Source organism: Actinocorallia aurea, from assembly GCF_054783995.1.
The window spans coordinates 57,618-81,428 of the sequence record NZ_BAAGPQ010000012.1; the positions used below are offsets into that span (position 1 = coordinate 57,618).

Below are 23,811 nucleotides of genomic sequence, written 5' to 3' on the forward strand. Positions count from 1 at the left end.
CGCGCTGTCACCGCCTTCAGACTGAGCATCATCCTCAGCTTCTCCGGGCTTGCGCCCGGACCCCCGCGCTCCAGCGGGGGAGTCCTTGATCAGTCGAGCAGGTAGCGGAAGACTGCGTCGCCGACGCGGCGGTCGGTGACGTCGACGCCGTTGGCCTCCTCGCGGGCGTACTTGACGGCGGCGGTCAGCCGCTCGGCGCGTTCCTTGAGCTCGTTGACGCGCCGGGCCGGGAGGGCGCCGGAGAAGCCGACCTTCGTCCAGGTGCCGACGACGACGTCCTCGGTGTAGGTCTCGACCTGGGCGGGGTGCTTGTCCGTCGCCTCGTACAGGACGTGGGCGCGCGGCACCTTCTTCGTCCGGGTCGTCCGGACGGGCTCGGTGCGCCACTGGTCGGCGGAGTCGTCGAACGTCCACGTCTCGGCGGCGTCCAGCACGGGCAGCTTCCCGAGGAAGGCCTGGAGTTCGGTGAGCTGCTTCTCCAGGAACAGCAGGTAGGTGACCGGCACGTCGGACAGGACGGTGTTCCCGTCGACGACGACGTCGGCACGGGCCTCGCAGTTCGCCCAGTCCTTGGTCGCGACGACGTCGAACAGCCGCGCCAGCGACGCGCCCGCCTCGCGCAGCACGTCCTCGGCCCGCACCTGCACCTTGGTCGACTCCGCGGGCAGCGTCTCGCCCTCGTCGTCGTTCGGCTGGTAGGTCCGCGAGATCCCCGACAGGAGCACCGGCTTCTGGAGCCGGCCGTGCGCGTCCGCGAGATCACGCTGGGCCCGGGACTTGGTCCCCTTCTCCACCGCGATGATCTGATTCAGCTTGGTCACATCCCGGACGATACGGAGCCGGCCCCGCCCGTGTCGCCTCATTTTCCGGTCGGGGGCCGGCGGCGTCACGGGGACGGGGCCGCGGACTCCTCGGTCGGGGACCAGGCCGACCAGAGGGCGGCGTAGCGGCCCCGGAGGGCGAGGAGGTCGGTGTGGGTGCCGGATTCGACGACGGCGCCGGCGTCCATGACGACGATGCGGTCGCAGTCGCGGGCCTGGGTGAGGCGGTGGGCGACGACGACCGCGGTGCGGCCCCGGACGAGGGCGGTCGCGGCGCGCTCCAGGTCGCGGGCGCCGGAGCTGCCCGCTTCGGCGGTGGCCTCGTCGAGGACGATGACGGGCGGGTCCCGCAGGAGGAGCCGGGCCAGGGCGAGCTGCTGGACCTGCGCCGCGGTGAGGGGGTGCTCGCCTTCGCCGACGCGGGTGTCGAGGCCGTCGGGGAGGGCCGCGGTCCAGCCTGACGCGCCGACCTCGGCGAGGGCGCCCAGGATCTGCGCGTCGGTGCTGCCGGGGGCGGCGAACCGGACGTCGTCGCGGAGCGTGCCGGTGAAGACGTGGGTCTCCTGGGAGATGATGCCGACCCAGTCGCGCAGGCGGTCGGGGTCCACGTCGCGGACCTCGACGGGGCCCTGCCCGTCGGTGAGGGTCACGGTGCCCTGCGCGGCGGGGAAGGCGCCGCCGAGCAGCCCCGCGAGGGTGGTCTTGCCCGCCCCGCTCGCGCCGACGACGGCGAGGGACGTGCCCGCCGGGACGTGGAGGTCCACTTTCCGCACGACAGGTGCGCCGCCGTCGTAGGTGTGGCCGAGCCCTGCGCAGGAGAGGGCGACGGGCCCCTCCGGCGCGCGCACGACCGGCGCCTCCACCGGCGGGATCATCGCGACGCCGACCACCCGGGCCAGCGCCGCGCCCGCCCGCTGGACGTCGTCGAACGACATCAGCAGCATGCCGAGCGGGGAGAACAGCCGGTGGAACAGCAGCGCCGCGGCGGTCACGTCGCCGACGCTGACGGCGTCGGCCCGCACGAGGAAGAACCCGGTGGCCAGCAGCGCGCTGAGCCCCGCCGCCTCGGCCCCGTTCATCGCCATCCCGAACCGGGAGAACAGGCCGAGCGACCTGAGCGCGTCGTCCGTCGAGCGCTGCGACGCCTCCCGGACGCGCTCGGTCTGCAGCGCGTGCATCCGGTAGGCCCGGACGGTGCCGAGCCCGTGCAGCGAGCCGAGCAGCACCCGCGACCGCTCCGCCGACGACCTGCGCTCCGTCGCGTACAGCGGCCCCGACCGCGCCAGGTACCACCGCAGGGCCAGCGCGTGGATCGGGAAGACGACGCAGAACGCCAGGGCGAGCCGCCAGTCCAGCGACAGGAAGCCGAGGAGCGCCACCGCGACCGTCACCAGCGCGGTGAACACCGCGGCGCCCAGCGGCACCGACTCGACGAACTTCTCTACGTCGTCGGTGACCCGCGAGGCCACGTCGCCGCCGCCCGCGCGCTCCAGCACCGCCGCGTCCATGCGCAGGGCGCGGTCCAGGGTGTCCTCGCGCAGGTCGGCGGCGACCTGGACGCCTAGGCGTTCGGCCGCGCGCTGGGCGAGCGCGGTGAAGACCGCGGTGAGCAGCACCGACAGGCCGACCGCCGCCATGATCCGGACGAGGACCTCGGTCCCGGCGTCCGTCCGGTCGACGAGCAGGCCGAGCAGCAGCGGACTCGCGACGACGCCCGCGCTGGACAGCAGGGTGAACCCGAGCGCGGCCGCGGCCTTGGCCCGGTGGGCGGCCGCCGCGCGCAGCAGGGCGCGCCACGTCGGGCCGGGCGCGGCGATCGGGAGGATCTCCCGCTCGGTGCTTCTGGGGGCCGGGACCGTCATCGGATGACCGCTTTCGTGTAGTCCGCCAGCCGCAGGAGGTCGGTGTGGCGGCCGGTCTCGGCCCTGCCGCCGGCGTCGAGGAAGACGACGCGATCGCACCGGCTCAGCAGCGGCGGGGAGGAGGTGACGACGACCGTGGCGCGCGCCGAACCGGGATGCAGCGCGGCCAGCGCCTCGGCCACCGCGTCCTCGGTGACCGCGTCGACCGCGGTGAGCGGGTCGTGCAGGACGAGGACCGCGGGCGCGGCCAGCAGGGCACGGGCGAGGGCGACGCGCTGGCGCTGGCCGCCGGACAGGTTCGTGCCGTGGTCCTGGAGCGCCGCGTCCAGGCCGGACGAGCGCAGGACGTCGCCCGCGCCCGCGGAGGTGAGCGCGGCGGCCTTCGCGGCGTCCGAGGCGGGCACGGGCTCGGTGTCGAGGGCCTCGCCGAGGGTGCCGCCGAGCAGGTGGACGGCGTGCGGCTCGACGTGCAGGGCGCGCCTGCGCGCGTCCGGGTCGAGCCCCGCCAGCGGCGCGTCGCCCCAGGAGACCGTGCCTTCGGAGGGAGTCCGGGAGCCGTCGAGGAGGCCGACGAACGCCGCCGCGCCTTCGGGAGTGGCCGCCGCGACGCCGATCAGGGCGCCCGGTTCGACGTCGAGGTCGAGATCGCGCAGCGGGCCAGCGGACACGCCGCGCAGGCTCAGCCGTCCGGGCGGAGCCTCCTGCGGGGAGGCGGACGGGGCGTCGAACTCGGCGTAGAGGGCGGCGAGCCTGCGCGCGCTCGCGCGGGACACCGCGAGCTGCTTGATCGCCTCGGAGATCCCGCGCACCGGGTCGGCGAGGAACGACGCCATCGCGACGACCACGACGAGCTCCCCGAGCGTGATCCGCCCGGAGACGGTGAAGGAGACCGCGACGCCCGCCGCGCCGAGGAGCACCACGCCGGTCGCCAGCAGGCCCGACCCGACGACCACGGCGTGCGCCGAGGCCGCCTCGCGCGCCGCCGCCAGCGACGCCCGGCTCTCGCCCCGGTACCGGCGGATCGCCTCCGGCACCCCGCCGAAGCCCCGCAACGGCCGGAGCGCGCCGACGAACTCGGCGGCCGCCGCGGCCGCCCTGCCGCCCGCCTCCTGCCGCCCGTGCACGCGGCTCTCCAGCCACGGGCCGAGCCTGTCCAGCCCGAGCACGAGCACCGGGAGCACGATGAGGAGCCCGAGGCCGAGCGCGAGGTCGATCCGCAGCAGCACGACCGCCGACACCACGAGCCCGGCTCCGGCCGACACCATCCACGAGATGATCCGCACGACGGCTCCGGTCGCGGTCGCGTCCGAGGTGGCGGCCGCCAGGACGTCCCCGGCGCGCCTGCTCTGCTCGCCGCGCGTGTCGCCGAGCACCCTGCGCACCGTTTCGACCCGCAGATGGTGCGCTTCGCGCAGCGACGCCGCGTCGACCATCCAGTATCCGACGGCACCGCCCGTGGCGAGGAAGCAGAACAGCACGATCACCCCGGCGATCGCCCAGGCGAGCCGCTCGGGATCGCCTCCGGCGACCGCAGTGTCGATCGCCAGTCCGATCGCGACCGGGACGAGCGCCTCGCACGTCTGGTGCACGACGGTCGCCGCGCCGCCGATCGCCGCGGGCCTCGCCTGCCTGCGCAGCACCCCCCGGATGAGCACGCCTTCGGCACTCATGACCGCATTCCCCCGACCCTCTCGCGAAGACGTCCCCGAGCCCCGGCCCGTCCGGACCTCGCCCTGCGCGCCAGGTCACCGGCACCGCCCGTCCCCGCCCGCCGAAGGGCCGCGCCACCCTAGCCGATCCACCGCACCCGCCCCAAACGATTTTCCGCCGTCCGGCCCGGCCTCCCCCTGATCGGCTGGGCCCGACCCGCAGGGGCGGCCCGCTTCCGTTCGGCGGGCTTGCCGTCCAGCGGGAACCCCATGGCAGGACGAGGCTCGGTGCGATAGACAGCGGTGGAGTCTTCCGAGCGCGAAGGGGCGGCCGATGTACGCGCGGGTCCGGGGCACGAGCCTGTATTTCGACGTCGAGGGCGCGGGGCTCGTCCGTGAGCGGGGGGAGATGCGGGAGAAGCCGGTCCTGGTGGCGCTGCACGGCGGGCCCGGCGGCGAGCACTCCGCGTACAAGCCGGTGCTCTCCGGCCTCGCGGACAAGGCGCAGATCGTCTACCTGGATCATCGCGGCAGCGGCAGGTCCGCGCGCGGGCCCCGTGCGACGTACACGCTGGAGAACAACGTCGAGGACCTGGAGGCGCTGCGCCTCCATCTGGGTCTGGAGAAGATCGCCCTGCTCGGCGCGTCCTACGGCGGGATGGTCGCGCTCTCCTACGCCGCCCGCTACGGCGCGCACCTGTCGCATCTGGTCGCGGTCGCGACGACCGCGAGCCACAGGTTCCTGCCGCGCGCCCGGGAGATCCTCGCCGAGCGCGGCACGCCCGAGCAGCGGGCGGCGGCCGAGCCCCTGTGGTCGGGCACTTTCGAGAGCGAGGACCAGGTGCGCGAGTACTTCGAGATCCTCGGTCCCCTCTACTCGCTCACCTACGACCTGGCCGAGGCCCGCAAGAAGCCCCGCATCCACAGCCCCGAGGCGCTGAACGAGGGTTTCGGTGGCTTCCTGCGCACCTACGACGTCACCGCCGACCTGCCGCGCATCACCGTGCCGACGCTGGTGATCGGCGCCCGCCACGACTGGATCTGCGCCCCGGAGTTCTCCGTCGAGATCGCGCACGGCATCCCCGGCGCGGACCTGCGCCTGTTCGAGCGCAGCGGCCACAGCATCCTGTCCGACGAGCCCGAGGCGTTCACCGACGCGGTCCGCGGCTTCCTCACCTACAACGCCTAGCCCAGGTTCTCGCGGGCCCATTCCTCGAACGAGGTGAGCGGGAGGCCGAGGGCACGGGCGAACGCGGGGCGGCCCGGCTGCGGCGAGGCGTTGAGCCACTCGTGCGACGCGCCCATCGCGGGCATTCCGGCGGCCAGTGCCTCGGCCTCGGTCATGTCCGGCGCGGACAGCGGGACGCCCATGACGCGGGAGAGCACGTCGGCGACCTCCGTCAGGGACAGGTGGTCGCTCGCCAGCTCCAGCTCGACGCGGTCGAACCGGTCGGGCTCGGTGACCGCGGCGGCGGCGGCCCGCCCGATGTCCGCGACGGCGACGAGGGACAGCTTCACGTCCGGACGCAGGACGCTCACCAGGCCGCCGTCGACGCCGCGCGGGAACAGGAACGCCATGGACGGCAGGAAGTTCTCCATGAAGAAGCCAGGCTTGAGCAGCGTCCAGCGGGGGAATCCGGCGGCGCGCAGATGATCCTGGATCGCGGCCTTCGCGCCGAGCGCGGGCTCCACCGCCCAGCGGCCTTCGGCCCAGTGCGGCGAGCGCGTGTGCTGCCCGGCGCCCGTGACCGAGGTGTGCACGAACTGCCGCACCTGGGCGGCCTTCGCGCCTTCGATGAGGTTGACGCCCTGGGCGACCTCCGCGTCGAAGTCGAAGCCGTCCGCGGTGTAGGGCGCCTGCTGGACGGAGAAGACGGCGCGGACGCCCGCGGCGGCCCGGATGACGGAGTCGCGGTCGTGCAGATCGCCCGGCACGAGTTCGGCGCCGAGCGCCGCGACGGCCCTGGCCGGGGCGGCGGACGGGTCGCGCACCAGCGCCCGGACGGGCACGCCCGCCGCGAGCAGGGCGCGGGCGGTCGCCCCGCCCTGCCTGCCGGTGGCGCCGGTGACGAGGACGGGTGCGGAAGCTGCGGACATGGTTCTCCTCGGGTCGTCTCCCCAATAAGTGGCGGGGCCCGCCACTTATCTTCCGGTACGATATGGCGGACCCCGCCGTTTAGCAATCCCTGGAGGAGACGCCATGTCCGAAGGACGGCGCGCGGACGCCCGCCGCAACTACGCGCGCATCCTCGCCGTGGCCGAGGCGGAGGTCGCCGCCCACGGCTACGGCGCCTCGCTGGAGCAGATCGCCCGTGTCGCGGGCGTCGGCTCGGCCACCGTCCGCCGCCACTTCCCGACCCGCCGCGCCCTGCTGGAGGCCGTCTCCGCCGAACGCGTCACCGCCCTGTGCGCCCGCGCCGAGGAACTCGACCGCCGCGGCGACGGCCGGAACGCGCTCCTCGAATGGCTGGCCGAGGTCGTCACCTACTGCGTCGACGCCCGGGGCCTCGCCGCCGCCCTCTCCTACGACGGCGACCCCTTGGGTGAGAACAGCTGCGCCACGGCCATGGAGAAGGCCGGCGCTCCCCTCCTGCGCCGCGCCGTGGCCGACGGGACCGCCGCCCCGGACGTCACCGTCGCCGACCTGATCGCCCTGATCGTCGGCATCGTCCTGGCCACCGAGCACCACCCGGCGCCCGCCGCGCAGGCCCACCACCTGTTCCGCCTCGCGACGACCGGCCTGGCCCCGCGCCCGGTGACCGCGCCGGACGCGGCGGCCCCGGCCTAGCGCGCCGCCCCGGGCACCGGAGTCGGCGGTCTACGCGGCCGGGCTCGGCATCGCGTCGTCCGGCTCGCGCGACGGGGCGGGGACGCGGGCGACGAGGAAGGCGCAGGCGAGGGCCGCGAGGGCGAAGAGCCAGAAGCTGAGGCGGTAGCCGGAGAGCAGCGTCTCCCGTACCGCTTCCGCCGGAAGGTTCTTCGCGCTCGCGTACAGGACGTGCCGGTCGTCCGGGGCGAGCCGGGAGGAGACGACGGCGAGGCAGATCGCGGGGCTGAGCGAGACCCCGAGGAAGTGGACGGTGAGGCGCACCCCGTTGACGACGCCGAGCCGCTCGCTCGGCACGCCCATGATGAGCACCGTCGTGTTCGCCGTGTAGAAGATCCCGGCGCCCGCCGAGACCAGCACCATGCCCGCGGCGATCAGCGGATAGGGCGTGTCCTCGGCCAGGCCGAGCGCGAGCAGCGCCAGGCCCGCGGAGGCCGCCGCGGTGCCCCACACCGCGATGCGCTGCGGGGCGAAGCGCGCGCCCAGCCGCCCGCCGACGGGCGCGGCGATCGTGCCGGCGATCGGTCCGGGCAGCACCGCGAAGCCCGCCTCGACGGTCGACATGCCCTGCACGTTCTGCAGGTACAGCGCGATGAGGAACCCCGTGCCGACGATGCCGACGGCGCTCAGCGGCGCGGCGAGGTTGCCGAGCACGAACGCGCGGGCCGCGAACAGATCGGGGTCGATGAGCGGCGCGGGGGAGCGCCGCTGGTGCACCGCGAACAGGACGAGCACCAGCGGGCAGAGCAGCAGCGGCACCAGGCGCGGCGCGGCGAGCCAGTCGCCCGAGCCCGCCTGCGAGACCACCAGGACGAGGAGGGCGAGCCATCCGGTGAGCAGCGCGGCGCCCACCGCGTCGATCGGGTCGCGGGACGGGTTCGCGGCCTTCGGCAGGCAGTACGCGCCCCACGCCAGCGCGGTGAGCCCGACGGGGACGTCCAGGAGGAACACCCACTGCCAGCCGAACGTGTCGGCGAGGTAGCCGCCCAGAGAGGGCCCCAGCAGGGGCGCGGCCCCGAGCGCCCCGAGGTAGATCCCCATGCTCTGGCTGAGCCGCTCCTTGGGCACGGCAGCCGCGATGAGCGCCGTCCCGTTGGCCATGGCCATGGCGGCGGCGACGCCCTGCAGCGTGCGCAGCGCGATGAGCACCTCGATGCTCGGCGAGAGCGCGGCGGCCAGGCTCGCGACGGTGAACAGCGCGAGCCCCGTCAGGTAGACCTTGCGCCGGTCGAACCGGTCGGCGAGCCGTCCGCAGACCACCAGCAGCGACGTCTGCACCAGCATGAAGCCGAGCACGACCCACGTCGCCGCGAGCGGCCCTGCGTCGTAGTGCGCGGCGATGAGCGGCAGCGCGATGTTGAGCACGGTCCCGCTGAGCACGAGCATCGTCGTGCCCAGGCTGACCGTGGCCACGATCTGCCACGACGCCTTCGGGGCGCCATCGAACGCGGAGACCAGCGGACCCTCCTGGGTGACGTCGCACCCGGTGCGGGGGACGAGGTTTCCTGGACCGTTCTAGAATAGCGTTCGGGTTCCCTGTCGACCAGATCCCCGGGCGGACCGTGGGGGCGTCTGCGTCGTCAGACGAGCCGGTCGATGATGCGGTGCAGCTGGGCCCGGAACCGCGCCGCGTCCAGTCGGTACGCGGGGGCGCGCCGGTTCGCGTGCCGGAAGAACCTGTCGTTGACGTAGGCGCTCACCGGCCACATGATCGTCCAGCCGACGGAGGTCAGGTCCACGTAGGGCGCAGCCCAGCGGTCCCGTCCGGCGCCTCCCGCGCGGCCCGCTCCATGCACTAGATCGCGCACCCCGCCACCCCCTTCTCCTTCCTCTTCAACGACGGCCGCGCCCCGCGAGGAGCCGGCGAAGAAGAAAGCCTTGGAACGGATCCGACCATCCGCGCCCACCCTCCCGAGTGATGCACATCATGGTTCGGGTCCGTCCGGGTCGGCGGTCCGAACGCGGTCCGTGCGCACGGGGAGGGTTTCCGGCCTGCGGAAACGCATCGACCACGGGGTCGGGGCGCGCGCCTAGGTTTCTACGGGCCCGGCCCGGCCGGAGGACTGCCGCCCGCCTTCGGCGCGGGCTCCTCGCCGACCACTTCGCCGGAAGACCCGACGCCCGGCCTCGCGGGCCTCACCGACCACGTGTGCGCCGCCTTCGCCTACAGCACGAACGTGTTCATGCGCGACTCGGGCGTCCGCGAGACCCGCGCCCTCGCGGACGTCCACGAGATCGACCTGTCGGGCACCGGCGCCACCTACCGGAACACCGCCCCCGACATGAAGCCGTTCGTCGTCATGGAGGACGACCGGGTCCGCGTCAGCGCGGTGCCGGTCCCGCACGGCCCGGCCTTCCCCGCCTTCGGCTACTGGTTCGACACCGCATACGGATCGGTCACTTTCTCGGGCGACACCACCTACAGCACGAACCTCGAACGCCTCGGGGCACGGACGGAAAGGCAAAGAGCATCGGGCACGGGACGGGTCACGCCGCCGCACGTGTCCGGACGGGCCCTGGCGACCGCGTACGGCGGTCGCCAGGGCCACCCGCGCGGGGGGGCGTCGGTCGGGTTTGGTCAAGTGGCGGTGTGGTCGGTGGGGATGGGGTGGGGGGCGGTCTAGAAGTGGGGGTGGAGGCGGGCGACGGGGGAGCGGGGGCGTGGGGGCAGAGGGCGGGGAAGGGCGGCTGAAGCGGCGGCTGGCCCTCGTGTTCGTGTCGCTGCGGGGGCGGATCACACTGCTCTCGCTCGCGGTGTCGGCGATCATCCTGGCGGCGTGCCTGTTCCTGGTGCTCGCGCTGTTCCGGCAGGAGACGCAGTCGCAGGCGGCGCAGGAGGCCGCGCGAACCGCGGTGCGGGTCGCGTCGGAGGTCGTCAAGGCGCCGCTGTCGCAGGAGCAGTTCACGGACGGCGCAGACTACGTGCAGGTCGTGGCCGACGACGGGACGGTCCTGGCGGCCAGCGAGCCGCTGAAGGGCAGGCCCGCGATCACCAGGGCCAGGTCGGACGATCCGGCGGATCCGCGGGCGGACGTCACCGACTGCTCCAACGGCCTCGGCTCCTGCGTCTACATCGTGGGGCTGCGCGTCCGTAACAACGCCTACGGGCAGCCGGTCACGGTGTACGCGGCGGCGCGGGTGGCCGGGGTGGTGGGGGACGAGGCGTCGCCGGTCGGGTTCCGGACGACGGTGATCCTCATCGGCGTGCTCGTGCTGATCGGCGTGCTCACGTGGCTGTCGGCCTACTCGTCGCTGCGCCCGGTCCGGCAGATCACGCGGGAGCTCTCGGACATCACGGCGTCGGATCTCTCCCGGCGCGTCCCCGTCCAGTACAGCGGCGGGAGCGAGCTGCAGGAACTCGCCGAGACGATCAACGACACGCTCGCCCGGCTGGAGGAGGCGACCGACCGGCAGCGGCGGTTCGTCGCCGAGGTGTCGCACGACCTGCGCAACCCGATCGCGGGACTGCTGACCCGCCTTGAGGTGCTGGACGCCGAGGACGAGGACTTCCCCTGGAAGGAGGACGTCCACCACGCGGTCGGCGACGTCGAGCGGCTCAGCTCGATCGTCGAGGACCTGCTGGAGCTCGCCCGGCTGGAGTCCGGGACGCCGCCGCCCACCGAGCGGCTGGACCTCGGCGAGCTCGTCGCCGCCGAGCTGGCGCGCCGCCCGCCCGGCCGCCTGCCCGTCGCCGCCGACCTCACCGCCGACGTCCGGGTGGACGCGGGCAGGCTCCGCGTCGCCCGTCTGCTCGGCAACCTCCTGGCCAACGCCCAGCGCCACGGGAGGACCCGGGTGGACGTCACGGTCGCGGTCGAGGACGGCCTGGCCGTCCTTCGGGTGGACGACGACGGCGCGGGCTTGGCCCCCGAGGACACCGAGCGGATCTTCGAACGCTTCGCCCGCCTCAAGGAGTCCCGCGAACTCGACTCCGGCGGTACCGGCCTCGGCCTGCCCATCGCCCAGGAGATCGCCCGCAACTACGGAGGCACCCTGACCGCCTCCCCAGGGCCCGGCGGCCACTTCACCCTCCGCCTTCCCCTCTCCCCGGGCTGAGCGCGGCGTCGTCGGCCAGGTCGTCCCTTCGCAGGGCGGCAGGGTAGGGGGCGGTGCCTATCGTCGGCGTATTGAAATCCGCATACGCCGGGGCGACGCCGGGTGGTGTCGGATGGTGCGGAGGGCCGAACGCGCCCCGGGGCGGCGGGCGCGGCCCGCGCGTCACGGGGCGGTGCGCCGTGGAGCCTGGGATTCGGCGGTGGCCGGGGGAGTGAGGGAAGAATGACGGAACGGGTGGCGACGGTCGAGGCCGGGCAGGGCGGTGCGGGGCGAGGCGGTGCCGAAGCGACGGCCTCGGGAGAGCGCCGGGCGTGGGCCTGGCGGCGCGGGTCGGTGCTCGCCGGGGCTGCGGTGGTGCTCGGGCTGGTCATGCCGCTGCACGGGTGGATCCCGAATCGGGTCTGGCACCTCGGGAGCCTCGTGGAGACGGTCCTGCCCTGGTCCTGGCTGTTCGTGCCGGTGCTGCTGGCCGGGGCGCTCCGGCGGCGGTCGGCGTCGGCGGTCGTCGCGCTGCTGCTGCCCGTCGTGGCCTATCCGGCCCTCTTCGGCGGGGCGCTCGGCGACAGGTCGCACGGGGGCGGCGACCTCATGGTGGTCGGCCACAACGTCGGCGCGGGCAATCCGGATCCGGCCGGCACCGCCCGCGCGCTGGCCTCCTCCGGGGCCGACGTGCTGGCGCTGGAGGAGGTGACCGAGCAGACCAGGGGCGTCTACGAGGAGGAGCTGGCCGACGGGTACCCGTATCACTCGGTGCAGGGCACGGTCGGACTATGGAGCAGGCTGCCCCTGTCGGACGTCCGGGCGGTCGACACCGCGATGGACGCCGGACCGCTGGGGGACGCGAAGCCGCTCGACGTCAAGCTGCGGTACAACCGGGCGCTGCGCGCCACCGTGGCCACGGCTCACGGCCCGCTGGCGGTCTACGTGGCCCATCTGGGTTCCGTGCGGGTCGACCTGAAGGCCGGTTTCCGGACGGAGGGCCGCGACAGGAACGCCCGGGCCCTCGCCGAGGCCGTCGTCGCCGACCCGAACGAGCGGCTGGTCGTGCTGGGCGACTTCAACGGCACCACCGACGACCGCGCCTTCGCCCCCCTCACCTCCCGCCTGACCTCCGTCCAGGACGAGGCCGGCGCCGGGTTCGGCTTCACCTGGCCTGCGGCCTTCCCCGTCGTCCGCATCGACCAGATCCTGGTCAAGGGCATGATCCCGACCAAGTCCTGGGTCCTGCCCCCCACCGGCAGTGACCACCTGCCGATCGCGGCCCGCATCGCCTGGTGAGCTGAGCGCGTCCGGGGCGCTTGGAGTCCTGCGGCGGGCCTCGATACGGGTTCCGCTGGTGGGGAGAGGGCTTCTTATGCTCATCGGAGGAAGTTCTACACTTGCGGTCCGAGCCCCTACCAGAGGAGTGCCCCCGGTGGCCACCGAACGCATAGACAGTCTCGCCGCGGTGCTCGCTGCCGTTCGGAGTGGGGAAGGTGTGACGCAGCCTTGGCTGACCGGACGGGTGGGTCTCGGGCGCAGCGTCGTCGCGGCGAGGGTCGCGGAGCTGGAGAAGACCGGGCTCATCGTGCAGGACGGGCTTGCCGCGTCGACCGGAGGCAGGGCCGCGCGCCTGCTCAGGCTGCGCCCGGACGCCGGGTCCGTCGTCGCCGTGGACCTCGGCGCCACGAGCATCGCGGTGGGGATCGCCGACCTGCACGGCAGGATCCTGGCCCGGCGCGCGGAGGAGGCGGACATCGGCGCCGGCCCGCAGGAGGTGCTCGGCAGGGTCGAGAAGCTCGCCGACGAACTGCGCCGCGACCTCGGGAACGCCCCGCCAGTCTGGGGCGTCGGCGTCGGTGTGCCGGGTCCCGTCGAGTTCGAGACGGGGTTGCCGATCGCCCCGCCGATCATGCCCGGCTGGGACGGCCACCCGATCCGGGACCGGCTCTCCGAGCGGTTCCGCGCGCCCGTATGGGTCGACAACGACGTGAACCTGCTGGCCATCGGCGAACTGCGCGGCAATCCGGCCGCCGCCCAGGCCGGCGACATGCTCTACGTGAAGATCGGCACCGGCATCGGCGCAGGCCTGATGTCCCGGGGGCGCCTGCACCGGGGGGCGAACGGATGCGCCGGGGACATCGGCCACGTGGCGGCCGCGGAGGCCGAGGGCGTGGTGTGCCGGTGCGGGAACATCGGCTGCCTGGAGGCGGTCGCCGGCGGCGCGGCGCTCGCCCAGGACGGCCGGCGACTGGCCGAGAGCGGCGCGAGCCCGCTGCTGGCCGAGCGGCTCGCCGCGACGGGCAGGGTGCGCGCGCAAGACGTCGTGGCGGCCGCGGACCGGGGCGACGCGGCGGCGCGCGCGTTGCTGACCCGGGCGAGCCGGCTCGTGGGCGCGACGCTCGCGACGCTGGTCAGCTTCTACAATCCCCGCCTCGTGGTGCTGGGCGGAGGGGTCGTCGCCGGCGGCGATCACGTGCTGGCGGCCCTGCGCGAGTCGGTCTACCGCAGGTCGCTCCCGCTGGCCACGCGGACGCTGCGCATCGAGACGACGCGGCTCGGCGACGCGGCGGGCATCAGCGGGGCGGCGCACCTGGTCCTGGACGAACTCTTCGACGTCGGTCGGCTCGTGCGTTGGCTTCCGCAGGGGTCTCCGGTCGGCCTGCCGGAGATCGCCGCGGTGCCGGACCTCTCCTGATCGAGGGACGGGGATCGGCGGCGGCCGAGCCACAGCCCCTGTCCGCTCGGGGGTATTCGTCCGATGGATGGTCGTCATCCTCTTTGGCGATGGTCAATATGCTGCTGGCGCGTTGACTTCCTCCGGTGGGAGGAAGAAGACTTCGGGACCACGAAGAGTGGCATGAGCCACAGGTTCCGAAGGAGGGCTCATGGCCGATCGCGTCCGGGCCGGTGTCATAGGCACCGGCTTCATGGGCACGGTGCACGCCAAGGCGATCCAACGGGCGGGCGGAGTCCTCTCCCGCGTCGCCGGATCGACCGCGGCGTCGTCGCTGGAGGCGGCGGAGAGGCTGCGGGCCGAGCACCGCACCGGGAGCGCGGCGGAGCTCATCGCCTCCGACGACGTCGACGTCGTCCACGTCTGCACGCCGAACGCCACGCACGGACCCCTCGTACGCGCGGCCCTGGAGGCCGGCAAGCACGTCGTCTGCGAGAAGCCCCTGGCGACCGCGCCGGAGGAGGCCGCCGCGCTCGCCGACCTGGCCAGGAGCGCGGGCGTGACCGCGACCGTGCCGTTCGTCTACCGGTTCTACCCGACGGTGCGCGAGGCGCGTGCCCGCGTCGCCGAGGGCGACGCGGGGCAGGTCCGGCTGCTGCACGGCTCCTACCTCCAGGACTGGCTCGCCGAGCCGACCGACGACGACTGGCGGGTCGACCCGGAGTCGGGCGGACCGTCTCGGGCGTTCGCCGACATCGGCGTCCACTGGTGCGACCTCGCCGAGTTCGTCTCCGGGCACCGCATCACCCGCCTGTCGGCGCGCACCTCGATCACCGTGCCCGAGCGCTCGGGCCGCGCCGTCACGACCGAGGACACCGCGGTCGTCATGTTCGAGACCGACCGCGGCGCCTCGGGCAGCGTGACGGTGAGCCAGGTCAGCCCCGGCCGCAAGAACCGGCTGTGGGTCTCGGTCGACGGCGCCCGCGAGAGCCTGGTGTTCGACCAGGAGAACCCCGAGAGCCTGTGGGTCGGCGGCCGCGGGGCCAACGCGCGGCTGATGCGCGGCGCCGACGGCCTGCGGTCCGCCGACCGGTACTCGGTGCTGCCGTCCGGGCACCCGCAGGGCTACCAGGACTGCTTCGACGCCTTCGTCGCCGACACCTACGCCGCGCTCGAAGGGGCGGTCCCGGACGGGCTGCCGACCTTTGACGACGGGCTGCGGGCCGCGCGTCTGACCGCCGCCGTCCTGGACTCCTCCGCCCGCGGCGCCTGGGTGGAGGTGGCGGCGTGAAGCTCGGATTCCTCACCGCCTGCATGCCCGAGCGGCCGCTGGAGGACGTCGCCCGCTGGGCGGCGGACCACGGCTACCAGGCCTTGGAGGTCGCCGCGTGGCCCGCCGAGGGCGACCGTCCCTTCACCGCCTCCCACCTGCCCCTGCCCGGCCTCACCGGCGCCGACGTCGAGCGCGTCGCCGCCCTGATGGACCGGCACGGGCTGGAGATCTCCTCGCTGGCCTTCTACGACAACAACCTCCACCCCGACCCCGCCGAGCGCGCGGCGGTCAACGCGCACGTGCGGACCTGCGTCGAGGCCGCGGCGGCGCTGGGCGTCCCCACGGTCGGGACCTTCGTCGGCCGGCATCCCGGCCGGACCGTCGCGGCGAACCTCCGCGACGCCGAGGAGGTCTTCGCCCCGCTCGTCGACCACGCGGGCGAGCACGGCGTGAAGATCATCATCGAGAACTGCGTCATGGAGGGCTGGCACCCCGACGGCTATCCGGGCAACCTCGCCTACAGCCCCGAGCTGTGGGAGTGGATGTTCGCCCAGGGCCTCTACCTGAACTACGACCCGTCCCACCTGCTGTGGATGGGCATCGACCCGGTCGCCGCGGTCAGGCCCTACCTCGACCGCGTCCCGCACGCCCAGGCCAAGGACGTGCAGCTCTTCCCCGAGCTGCGCGACCGCTACGGCTGGCCCGGCAAGGCGATCGACCGCCCCGACCCCTGGGACGTCGGCTGGTGGCGCTACCGCGTCCCCGGCCGCGGCCAGGTCGACTGGCCCGCCCTCGTCGACGCCCTGTACGAGGGCGGCTTCGACGGGGTCCTCAGCGTCGAGCACGAGGACCCCGTGTGGGGCGGCACCCCCGACCGGGTCGAGACCGGCCTGCGCATCGCCCACCAGACCCTCAGCCCGCTGATCGTGGCCTGACCCTCACCGGTTCGGCCACCGCACCGCCTCTCCACCACCCCAACCCCCACCCCGAGGTCACTCATGCACCGTTCCCTGCACCTGTCCGCCGCGGGCGCCGCCGCGCTCGCGATCCTGCTCACCGGCTGCGGCGAGGCCGCTCCCGGCACCACCACCGAGACCGCCTCGACCGCCTCGATCGACCAGGCGATCGGCACCGAGTTCAGCGGCGGCGCCGCCGGCAGCAAGGCCTCCGGCGCCCCGATCGTCATCGGCATGATCAACCAGGAGGGCGGCACGGTCTCCAACCCCGAGGGCTCGGCCGCGGTCGCGGCCGCCTTCGCCTACATCAACGCCGAACAGGGCGGCGTCGGCGGACGCCCGCTCGAACTCCAGGTCTGCAAGGTCACCTCCACCGAGGAGTCCGCGCAGCAGTGCGCCCAGAAGTTCCTGAACGACCCCGACGTGCCGGTGGTTCTGCAGGGCGGACTGAACGTCGGAGCCGCCGCCGTCCACCAGACCCTCAACGGCGCCAAGCCCAACGTCATCGTCCAGGCCAACCCCGGGCCCGACACCACCGCGAAGAACTCCTACGCGGTGAACCCCAGCGTCGTCGCCTCGCTGCCCGGCGTCGCCACCTACGCCAAGACCAAGGGCTACGAGTCCCTCAGCGTCGTCACCTCCAGCGACCCCGGCAGCCTCGCCATCGGGCAGGCCGCCCAGCAGATCTTCGGCGGGATGCGGCTGACGTCGAAGGTCACCACCTTCCCGCCCGGCACCACCGACCTGACCAGCACCTACACCTCCGCGCTGTCCTCCGACCCGGACGCGCTCGCGCCCACCACCGTGACCACCGCCGACTGCGTCGCCTCGGCGAAGGCGCTGGAGTCCCTCGGGACCGCCACCCCCGTCGTCGGCTCGGCCCTGTGCGCGACGGACCAGATCAAGAGCGCGCTCGGCGACTTCCCCAAGTGGTCGTACGAGGCGTCGGTCCTGTCCCTGTACGCCCCCGACGAGACCGGGCAGCTCGACTTCTACCGGGCCGTCATGGCGAAGTACGCGGGCGCGGACGCGCAGCTCGGCATCAACGCGCCGCAGTCGTTCGGGGCCGCGTTCCTGCTGGCCAAGGCGCTCAACTCGGCCGGTGGCGAGATCACGCCGAAGACCGCCGCGGCGGCCGTCAAGGGCTACTCCGGCGGTGTGGTGCTCGGCACCCCGAAGGTCGCCTTCGGCTCGGTGCAGGGCATGCCGACCCTGAGCGGCATGGCCGACCGGTTCTACACCTACGGCGGCGATGGCTCCTGGGAGGTCGGACCGTGGCAGAACGTCCCGCAGTGACCGCCCGCCCCTCGTGCCAAGGCAGGTGAACCGATGCAACAGATCCTCCTCTTCGCCGTGCTCGGTCTCGGCACCGGCGCGCTCATCGCGGGCCTGGCGCTGAGCCTCGTCGCCACCTACCGTGGCTCCGGCACCATCAACGTGGCGGCGGGCGCGATCGCCATGTTCGCGGCCTACGTCTTCTACGGCCTGCGCGGCGAGGGTTTCCTTCTCGTGCCGGCCCTGAACGTCGCGGGCGGACCGGGACGGGTGATGCCGCTCGTCCCGGCGGTCCTGCTCACCCTCGCGGTCTGCGCGCTGCTCGGCCTGGCCTGGCACTACCTGGTGATGCACCCGCTGCGCCGCCAGGCGCCGCTGGCCAAGCTGGTCGCCTCGGTCGGCGTGCTGCTCATCCTCCAGGCCTACGTCCTGCTGGTCTTCGGCTCGCAGGGCAAGGCCGCCCCGGAGGTGCTGCCCGCCGACCCGGTCCGCCTGCTCGGCGGCACCGTGCCCGCCAACCGGCTGTACCTGCTGGCGGCCGTCGTCGTCCTCACCGCGGTGCTCGCCGCCGCCTACCGGCACACCCGGTTCGGCCTGGCGACGCGCGCCGCGCAGGAGAGCGAGACCGAGGCGGCCCTCGCCGGCCTGTCCGCCGGACGGCTCGCGCTGGCCAACACGCTCATCGCCGCGCTGGTCAGCGGCGGCCTGGGCATCCTGGTGGCTCCGCTCACGCAGCTCGACTCCGGCACCCTCGCCCTCGCGGTCGTGCCGGCGCTCGGCGCGGCGCTCCTCGCGCGGTTCACCTCCTTCACGACTGCGGCGGCGGCCGGCATCGGCATGGGCGTGCTTGCCTCCCTGGTCACCTACGCCCAGAGCAGGCCCTGGTTCCCCACCACCGACGGGGTCCCCTGGCCCGGCCTGACGGACCTGCTGTTCTTCGCGGTGATCGTCGGGGCCCTGCTGTGGCGGGGGCAGAGCCTGCCCGACCGGGGGACGATGGTCGAGCCGCGGCTGCCCAAGGCGCCCGCGCAGGAGCGGATCGTGCGCCCGGCCCTCATCGCGGGCGGCGTGGCCCTCGTCGCGCTGTTCGCCTTCCCCTACGACCTGCGCCAGGCGCTCATCCTCTCGCTCATCGGAGCGCTGGCCTGCCTGTCGCTCGTCCTGCTGACCGGGCTCGTCGGGCAGGTGTCGCTCTTCCAGTTCGGGCTCGCGGGCGTCGCGGGGCTCATCACCTCCAAGCTCACCGAGCACCTCGGGCTGCCGTGGCCGTGGGCTCCGCTGGCGGGCGTCGCGGGCGCCGTCGTGCTCGGCCTGGCGATGGCGCTGCCCGCCCTGCGCGTGCGCGGCGTGCAGCTGGCGATCCTGACGCTGGCGGGCGCCGTCGCACTGGGCGGCTTCGGCTTCGGCAACTCCCTGTGGGGTGTGCCTGCCGCGGGGGCGCCGGTGGCGTCCCCGACGGTGCTCGGCTTCTCCCTGGGGACCGACTCGCCCGTCCGGGCGCTGGACGGGTCGCGGCCCAGCCCGCTGTTCGGCGCGGGTGTCCTGCTCACCCTCGTGCTGGCCGCGATGGCCGTCGCCGCGTTGCGCCGCGGCACGCTGGGCAAGCAGATGCTCGCCGTCCGCTCCAACGAGCGCGCCGCCGCGGCGGTCGGCATCTCGCCGGCCCGGGTGAAGCTGATCGCCTTCGCCCTCGCGACCGTGATCATGGCCCTGGCCGGAATCGCCTACGCCTACAACTTCGGGTCCGTCGACCCCAGCCGGTACACGGTGTTCAACACCCTGTCCCTGGTCGCCTTCGCCTACCTCGGCGGGATCACCACCGTGCGCGGCGCGGTCCTCGGCGGCCTGCTCATCACCCAGGGCCTGTTCAGCTACGCCCTGAACACCTACCTGGGGGTCTCGGTGACCTTCCAGCTCGTCATCGCGGGCGTGCTGCTGGTCTTCACCGTCATCACCAACCCTGACGGCATCGCGCTCGCGCCCACGCCGCGATGGCCCGGCCGCCTGGCACGGCGCCTGCGCGGCACGGCCCGGCCGCGGGTCGCGCCCTCGGAAGGAGGCCCGCGATGACCGACCTGCTCACCACCGACCGGCTCGGCGTCCGCTACGGCGGGAACGTCGCCCTCGACGGCGTCTCGGTGCGCGTCGGGCACGGCGAACTCGTCGGCCTGATCGGGCCGAACGGCGCGGGCAAGACCACCTTCATCGACGCGCTCACCGGGTTCGCGCCCAGCACGGGCGCGGTCACCCTGGAGGGCGCCGACCTCAGCGGCAGGTCCCCGCACCGGCGCGCCGCGGCGGGCCTCGGCCGGACCTGGCAGGGCGCCGAACTCTACGACGAACTGACCGTCCGGGAGAACCTGGAGGTCGGCGCCCACCGGCCGACGCTCGCGCAGGCCGTCAGGGAGATCGTCACCGGGCGGCGGCCCGCGCTGCCGTCCGTCGACAGGGCCGCGGAGCTGCTCGGCATCGGCGGCATCCTCGACCGCAGTCCTGACGACCTGTCGCAGGGGCAGCGCAAGACCGTCGACGTCGCACGGGCCCTCACCGCCGGCTCGCGGATGCTGTGCCTCGACGAGCCGGCCGCCGGACTGGACTCCGCGGAGAGCCTCCTGCTCGGTGAGCGGCTCCGCCGCCTCGTCGCCGAGGGGACCTCCCTGCTGCTGGTCGACCACGACATGGGCCTGGTGCTCGGCGTCTGCGACCGCATCTACGTGCTCGACCTCGGCCGCGTCATCGCCGAGGGCACTCCCGAAGAGATCCGCCGCTCCCCGGAAGTCATCGAGGCCTACCTCGGCGCCGAAGGGGCCGACGACCAGGAGGTCGCGCCATGACCGGGACTTCGCTGCTCGAACTGCGCGGGCTCACCCTCGGATACTCCTCCGCGGCGGTCGTGCGCGACCTGGACCTGACGGTCGGCGCGGGCGAGGTCGTCGCCCTCCTCGGCCCGAACGGGGCGGGCAAGACCACCACGGTCCGGGCCGCCTCTCGGCTGCTCGACCCGATGGCCGGAACCCTCTGGTTCGAGGGCGCGGACATCACCGGGCTGTCCGCCGTGCAGACGGCCCGCGCCGGGCTGGTCCAGATGTCGGACGACCGCAGTGTCTTCCGCGGCCTCACCGTCGAGGAGCACTTCCGGTTGAGCCACGGCAGGGTCCGGCTCGACAGGGACATCGCCTATGAGTACTTCCCGGCCCTGCGCAGGCTCGCCAAGCGGCGCGCAGGGCTCCTGTCGGGCGGCGAGCAGCAGATGCTCGGCCTCGGCCGGGCCCTGGCCCGCAGACCGCGGGTGCTCATGGTCGACGAGCTGAGCCTCGGCCTCGCGCCCGTGATCGTCCAGCAACTCCTGCCGATCCTGCGCCGCTACGCCGACGAGACCCGGGCCGGGGTGCTGCTCATCGAGCAGCACGTGCAGATGGCCCTGTCCATCTGCGACCGCGGCTACGTCCTCGTCCACGGGGACGTCGTGCTCCAAGGCGCGGCCGCCGACCTGCGCGGCGACCGGCACCTGCTCGCGGCCAGCTACCTGGGCGGCGAAGCGGGCCCCGCCTCCTCCTGACCACTCCTTCGATCCGAACGGAAGCCATGTCCAGAGTCCTCCCCGACCGCGTCGACGTCGCCATCGTCGGCAGCGGCCCGTGCGGCGCCGCCTACGCGCGCGTCCTCAGTGAACTCGCGCCCGGCGCCGTGATCGCCGTGTTCGAGGCGGGGCCGCTCCTGGCCGACCCGCCCGGCCTGCACGTCAAGAACATCGCCGACCCTGCCGAGCGGGCCGTCGCCCAGCGCCGGTCCGAAGGCCCCCGCCCGCTCGGCGACGGCACCGCGACCGACCCCATGGACGGCTACGCCGACGACTCGCCGCGGCTCGTGCGGCCCGGCACCTTCCTGCTGTCCTCCGGATATCGGCAGCCGGGGGAGGACGGGCTGCCCGGCGCCGCCATGTCCAGCAACGTCGGCGGCATGGGCGCCCACTGGACCGGCGCCTGCCCGCGGCCCGGCGGCTCCGAGCGCATCGGCTTCCTGCCCGACCTCGACGAGCTGCTGACCGAGGCCGAACGGCTGCTCGGCGTCGACCCGCACGCGTTCGACGACGCGCCGTTCGCCGACGAGGTCCGCAAGCGCCTCGGCGAGGCGCTCGACGGAACCCGGCCCGATGACCGCCGCGTCGCGCCGATGCCGCTCGCCGTCCGCAGGGGCGCCGACGGAGCCGTCTTCTGGTCGGGCTCCGACGTCGTGTTCGGGGAGCCGACCCGGGCCAACCCGAACTGCACGCTGCTGCCCGAAGCCCTGGCGGTCCGGATCCTCGTCCAGGACGGCGGCGCAAGGGGACTGCGAGTGCGGGACCTGACCGACGGCACCGAGCACGAGGTCGCGGCCCGGCGCGTCGTCGTCGCCGCGGACGCGCTGCGCACCCCGCAGCTCCTGTGGGCCTCAGGGGTGCGGCCCGAGGCGCTCGGCCGCTACCTCAACGACCAGCCGCAGACCGTCTTCGCCGTCCGCCTGCGCGACGTCTCCTCGGCCGCCGCGGACGGGCCGCCCGCCGCGGAGACGGCGATCACGCCGCAGAGCGGGGTGAGCTGGGTGCCGTTCACCGACGCCGAGCCCTTCCACGGCCAGGTCATGCAGCTCGACGCCTCCCCGGTGCCGCTGGCGCCCGACGACGCCCCCGCCCCCGGCACGATCGTCGGCCTCGGCTGGTTCTGTGCCAAGGACGTCAGGGCCGAGGACCGGGTGGCCTTCGACGACGCCGAGGCGGACGGCTACGGCATGCCCGCCATGCGCATCCACTACCGCCTCACCGAACGGGACCACGCGACCATCGCCGCCTCCCGCCGCGCCGTCCGGCGTGCCGCCGAGGCGCTGGGCGACCCGCTGGGCGACGAGCCCCTGACCTTCGCGCCGGGCGCGTCCCTGCACTACCAGGGCACCGTGCGGATGGGCGCGACCGAAGACGGCGCCTCGGTGTGCTCGCCGGCCTCCGAGGTCTGGGGCGTCCGGGGCCTGTACGTCGCGGGCAACGGCGTGATCCCCACGGCGACCGCCTGCAACCCCACCCTCACCGCCGTCGCGCTCGCCGTGGCGGGCGCGCGCGACATCGCCGCGCAGCTGACCGCAGAAAGGATCTGAGCACCGTGCTCGACCGCAGCACCATCCAGGGCCGGGGATTCCGGAACGTCGTCGAGGACGGCCGCGTCACCGGATTCCAGCTCATGCTCCGCAACCCCAACTACCGGGGCACCGCCGCGAGCCTCCTCGACGGCGTCGACGTCGTCGTGGACGGCGAGCGATGGGACGCGGAGATCCCCCTGTGGACCCTCCAGGGCCGGACCTTCACGCTCGACGCCCTGCGCGCCACCACCGACGCGCGCTGGCAGCTGGACGAGCCGGCGATCATCACCGTGCCGAAGCCCGGCGGCCTCGCCCCCGGAGTCCACACGATCGAGGTGACCGTCCACCTTCGGCGGCCCTACTTCCCGCCGCAGGTCTCCCGCTCGGCCTTCCGCGACGCCGCGACGGGGGTGATCGTGCCGGACGCGCCGGCCGGCGGTCCCCGCTACGGCGTCTCGCTCTACAGCTACTCGGGCGACATGTACACGTCGATGACGCTCGAGGACGCGATGGCCGACATCGCCGACCTGGGCGCGTCCGGCATCGAGATCCTCGGCGAGGGCAACGTCCCCGGCTACCCGGAGCCCTCTGCCGCGTGGATCGACTCCTGGCACGCGCTGCTGGAGAAGTACGCGCTCACCCCCACGAACTACGGCTCGTGGGTGGACACCGCGATGTGGCACGACCGCGACCTCACCGCGGCCGAGGGCGCCGCCCAGATCGAGCACGACCTGCGGTTGGCCTCCCGGCTCGGCTTCACCTCGATCCGGCCCAAGTTCGGCGTCACCTCCTTCGACCTCGACCCGCACCCGATCTGGCGGGAGGCGACGGAGCGGGCCCTGGAGACGGCGGCCGAGCTGGACCTGGTCATCTGCCCCGAGATCCACAGCCCGACCCCGATCAAGCACCCCGTCACCCAGGGGTATCTCGACTTCATCGAGCGGACCGGATCTCCCCACTTCAAGCTGCTCATCGACACCGGCATCTTCCAGACGGTGCCCGTCGACGACGGCCACGAGGGCGTCGACCCGGAGAAGGGCAAGAAGCGCCCGGCGTTCCTCGAACCACTGGCCGTCCCCGCGTCCGACCTCGCCGAGATCCTGCCGCACGTCCACCTGATCCAGGCGAAGTTCTTCGAGGTCGACGACTCCCTCACCGACCTCCACATTCCCTGGGCCGACCTCCTTCCCGTCCTGCACGAGGCGGGCTGGAGCGGCTGGCTGTCCAGCGAGTACGAGGGCCGTCGCACCCCCTACCGGGGCCGCGACCAGGTCCGCCGCCAGCACGCCCTCCTCCGCACCCTCCAGCCCCCACGCTGACCCCACCG

20 protein-coding genes are annotated in these 23,811 nt (G+C 73.9%); 14 read left to right on the plus strand and 6 right to left on the minus strand.

Features of this window, described 5'->3' with window-relative positions; genetic code table 11:
* Positions 1-89: 89 nt before the first annotated feature.
* The 3 genes from ACYVOM_RS12710 to ACYVOM_RS12720 all read right to left on the minus strand — a co-directional run bounded on the left by ACYVOM_RS12710 (position 90) and on the right by ACYVOM_RS12720 (position 4,353).
* Positions 90-821: a DUF7873 family protein gene (locus ACYVOM_RS12710; RefSeq protein ID WP_460303516.1), complete on the minus strand. Its 732-nt coding sequence runs from the start codon at positions 819-821 to the stop codon at positions 90-92.
* A 65-nt stretch (positions 822-886) separates the two neighbouring features.
* On the minus strand, positions 887-2,683 hold the full coding sequence (locus tag ACYVOM_RS12715) for an ABC transporter ATP-binding protein (RefSeq protein WP_460303517.1): 1,797 nt from the start codon (positions 2,681-2,683) through the stop codon (positions 887-889).
* Entirely contained in the window at positions 2,680-4,353 is a 1,674-nt protein-coding gene (locus ACYVOM_RS12720) for an ABC transporter transmembrane domain-containing protein (protein ID WP_460303518.1), read from the minus strand. The genes ACYVOM_RS12715 and ACYVOM_RS12720 overlap by 4 nt, the downstream gene beginning before the upstream one ends.
* 313 nt (positions 4,354-4,666) lie before the next feature.
* Between ACYVOM_RS12720 and ACYVOM_RS12725 the strand changes: the two genes are divergently transcribed.
* Positions 4,667-5,521, plus strand: a complete 855-nt coding sequence (locus tag ACYVOM_RS12725) for an alpha/beta fold hydrolase (RefSeq protein WP_460303519.1) — start codon at positions 4,667-4,669, stop codon at positions 5,519-5,521.
* Here the strand turns inward: ACYVOM_RS12725 and ACYVOM_RS12730 are convergent.
* Complete coding sequence (locus ACYVOM_RS12730; RefSeq protein WP_460303520.1) at positions 5,518-6,429, minus strand: NmrA family NAD(P)-binding protein; 912 nt, start codon at positions 6,427-6,429, stop codon at positions 5,518-5,520. The two genes, ACYVOM_RS12725 and ACYVOM_RS12730, sit on opposite strands and share 4 nt — an antisense overlap.
* Before the next feature lie 103 nt (positions 6,430-6,532).
* On the opposite strand from ACYVOM_RS12730, the gene ACYVOM_RS12735 reads away from it, so the two are divergent.
* Positions 6,533-7,120, plus strand: coding sequence for a TetR/AcrR family transcriptional regulator (locus ACYVOM_RS12735; protein ID WP_460303521.1), 588 nt, complete (start codon positions 6,533-6,535; stop codon positions 7,118-7,120).
* A 30-nt stretch (positions 7,121-7,150) separates the two neighbouring features.
* Here ACYVOM_RS12735 and ACYVOM_RS12740 read toward each other — a convergent pair whose 3' ends face one another.
* Entirely contained in the window at positions 7,151-8,572 is a 1,422-nt protein-coding gene (locus ACYVOM_RS12740) for a DHA2 family efflux MFS transporter permease subunit (RefSeq protein ID WP_460303522.1), read from the minus strand.
* Positions 8,573-8,739: 167 nt separating this feature from the next.
* A complete protein-coding gene (locus ACYVOM_RS12745; RefSeq protein WP_460303523.1) occupies positions 8,740-8,967 on the minus strand; it encodes a hypothetical protein in 228 nt (75 codons plus the stop codon).
* A gap of 339 nt (positions 8,968-9,306) precedes the next feature.
* Here ACYVOM_RS12745 and ACYVOM_RS12750 point away from each other — a divergent pair, with 339 nt between their 5' ends.
* The 12 genes from ACYVOM_RS12750 (at position 9,307) to ACYVOM_RS12805 (ending at position 23,803) form a co-directional block, all read left to right on the plus strand.
* Entirely contained in the window at positions 9,307-9,783 is a 477-nt protein-coding gene (locus tag ACYVOM_RS12750; RefSeq protein WP_460303524.1) for an MBL fold metallo-hydrolase, read from the plus strand.
* Between the two features lie 37 nt (positions 9,784-9,820).
* Positions 9,821-11,215 (plus strand): sensor histidine kinase, encoded by a 1,395-nt coding sequence (locus ACYVOM_RS12755; protein ID WP_460303525.1) that lies wholly within the window; start codon positions 9,821-9,823, stop codon positions 11,213-11,215.
* Positions 11,216-11,437: 222 nt separating this feature from the next.
* A complete protein-coding gene (locus ACYVOM_RS12760) occupies positions 11,438-12,493 on the plus strand; it encodes an endonuclease/exonuclease/phosphatase family protein (RefSeq protein ID WP_460303526.1) in 1,056 nt (351 codons plus the stop codon).
* 199 nt (positions 12,494-12,692) lie between these two features.
* Positions 12,693-13,892: an ROK family protein gene (locus ACYVOM_RS12765; RefSeq protein WP_460303527.1), complete on the plus strand. Its 1,200-nt coding sequence runs from the start codon at positions 12,693-12,695 to the stop codon at positions 13,890-13,892.
* 190 nt (positions 13,893-14,082) lie between these two features.
* Positions 14,083-15,162: a Gfo/Idh/MocA family protein gene (locus ACYVOM_RS12770; RefSeq protein ID WP_460303528.1), complete on the plus strand. Its 1,080-nt coding sequence runs from the start codon at positions 14,083-14,085 to the stop codon at positions 15,160-15,162.
* Positions 15,159-16,079, plus strand: coding sequence for a sugar phosphate isomerase/epimerase family protein (locus ACYVOM_RS12775; RefSeq protein ID WP_460303529.1), 921 nt, complete (start codon positions 15,159-15,161; stop codon positions 16,077-16,079). The genes ACYVOM_RS12770 and ACYVOM_RS12775 overlap by 4 nt, the downstream gene beginning before the upstream one ends.
* 63 nt (positions 16,080-16,142) lie before the next feature.
* A complete protein-coding gene (locus ACYVOM_RS12780) occupies positions 16,143-17,396 on the plus strand; it encodes an ABC transporter substrate-binding protein (RefSeq protein WP_460303530.1) in 1,254 nt (417 codons plus the stop codon).
* 33 nt (positions 17,397-17,429) lie between these two features.
* Positions 17,430-19,445, plus strand: a complete 2,016-nt coding sequence (locus tag ACYVOM_RS12785; protein ID WP_460303531.1) for an ABC transporter permease — start codon at positions 17,430-17,432, stop codon at positions 19,443-19,445.
* The gene (locus ACYVOM_RS12790) at positions 19,442-20,209 is read left to right on the plus strand and encodes an ABC transporter ATP-binding protein (RefSeq protein WP_460303532.1); all 768 of its coding nucleotides are present in this window, start codon (positions 19,442-19,444) and stop codon (positions 20,207-20,209) included. The genes ACYVOM_RS12785 and ACYVOM_RS12790 overlap by 4 nt, the downstream gene beginning before the upstream one ends.
* Positions 20,206-20,934, plus strand: coding sequence for an ABC transporter ATP-binding protein (locus ACYVOM_RS12795; protein WP_460303533.1), 729 nt, complete (start codon positions 20,206-20,208; stop codon positions 20,932-20,934). The genes ACYVOM_RS12790 and ACYVOM_RS12795 overlap by 4 nt, the downstream gene beginning before the upstream one ends.
* Positions 20,935-20,960: 26 nt before the next feature.
* Entirely contained in the window at positions 20,961-22,502 is a 1,542-nt protein-coding gene (locus ACYVOM_RS12800; RefSeq protein ID WP_460303534.1) for a GMC oxidoreductase, read from the plus strand.
* Positions 22,503-22,507: 5 nt separating this feature from the next.
* On the plus strand, positions 22,508-23,803 hold the full coding sequence (locus tag ACYVOM_RS12805) for a C-glycoside deglycosidase beta subunit domain-containing protein (RefSeq protein WP_460303535.1): 1,296 nt from the start codon (positions 22,508-22,510) through the stop codon (positions 23,801-23,803).
* Positions 23,804-23,811 lie beyond the last annotated feature (8 nt).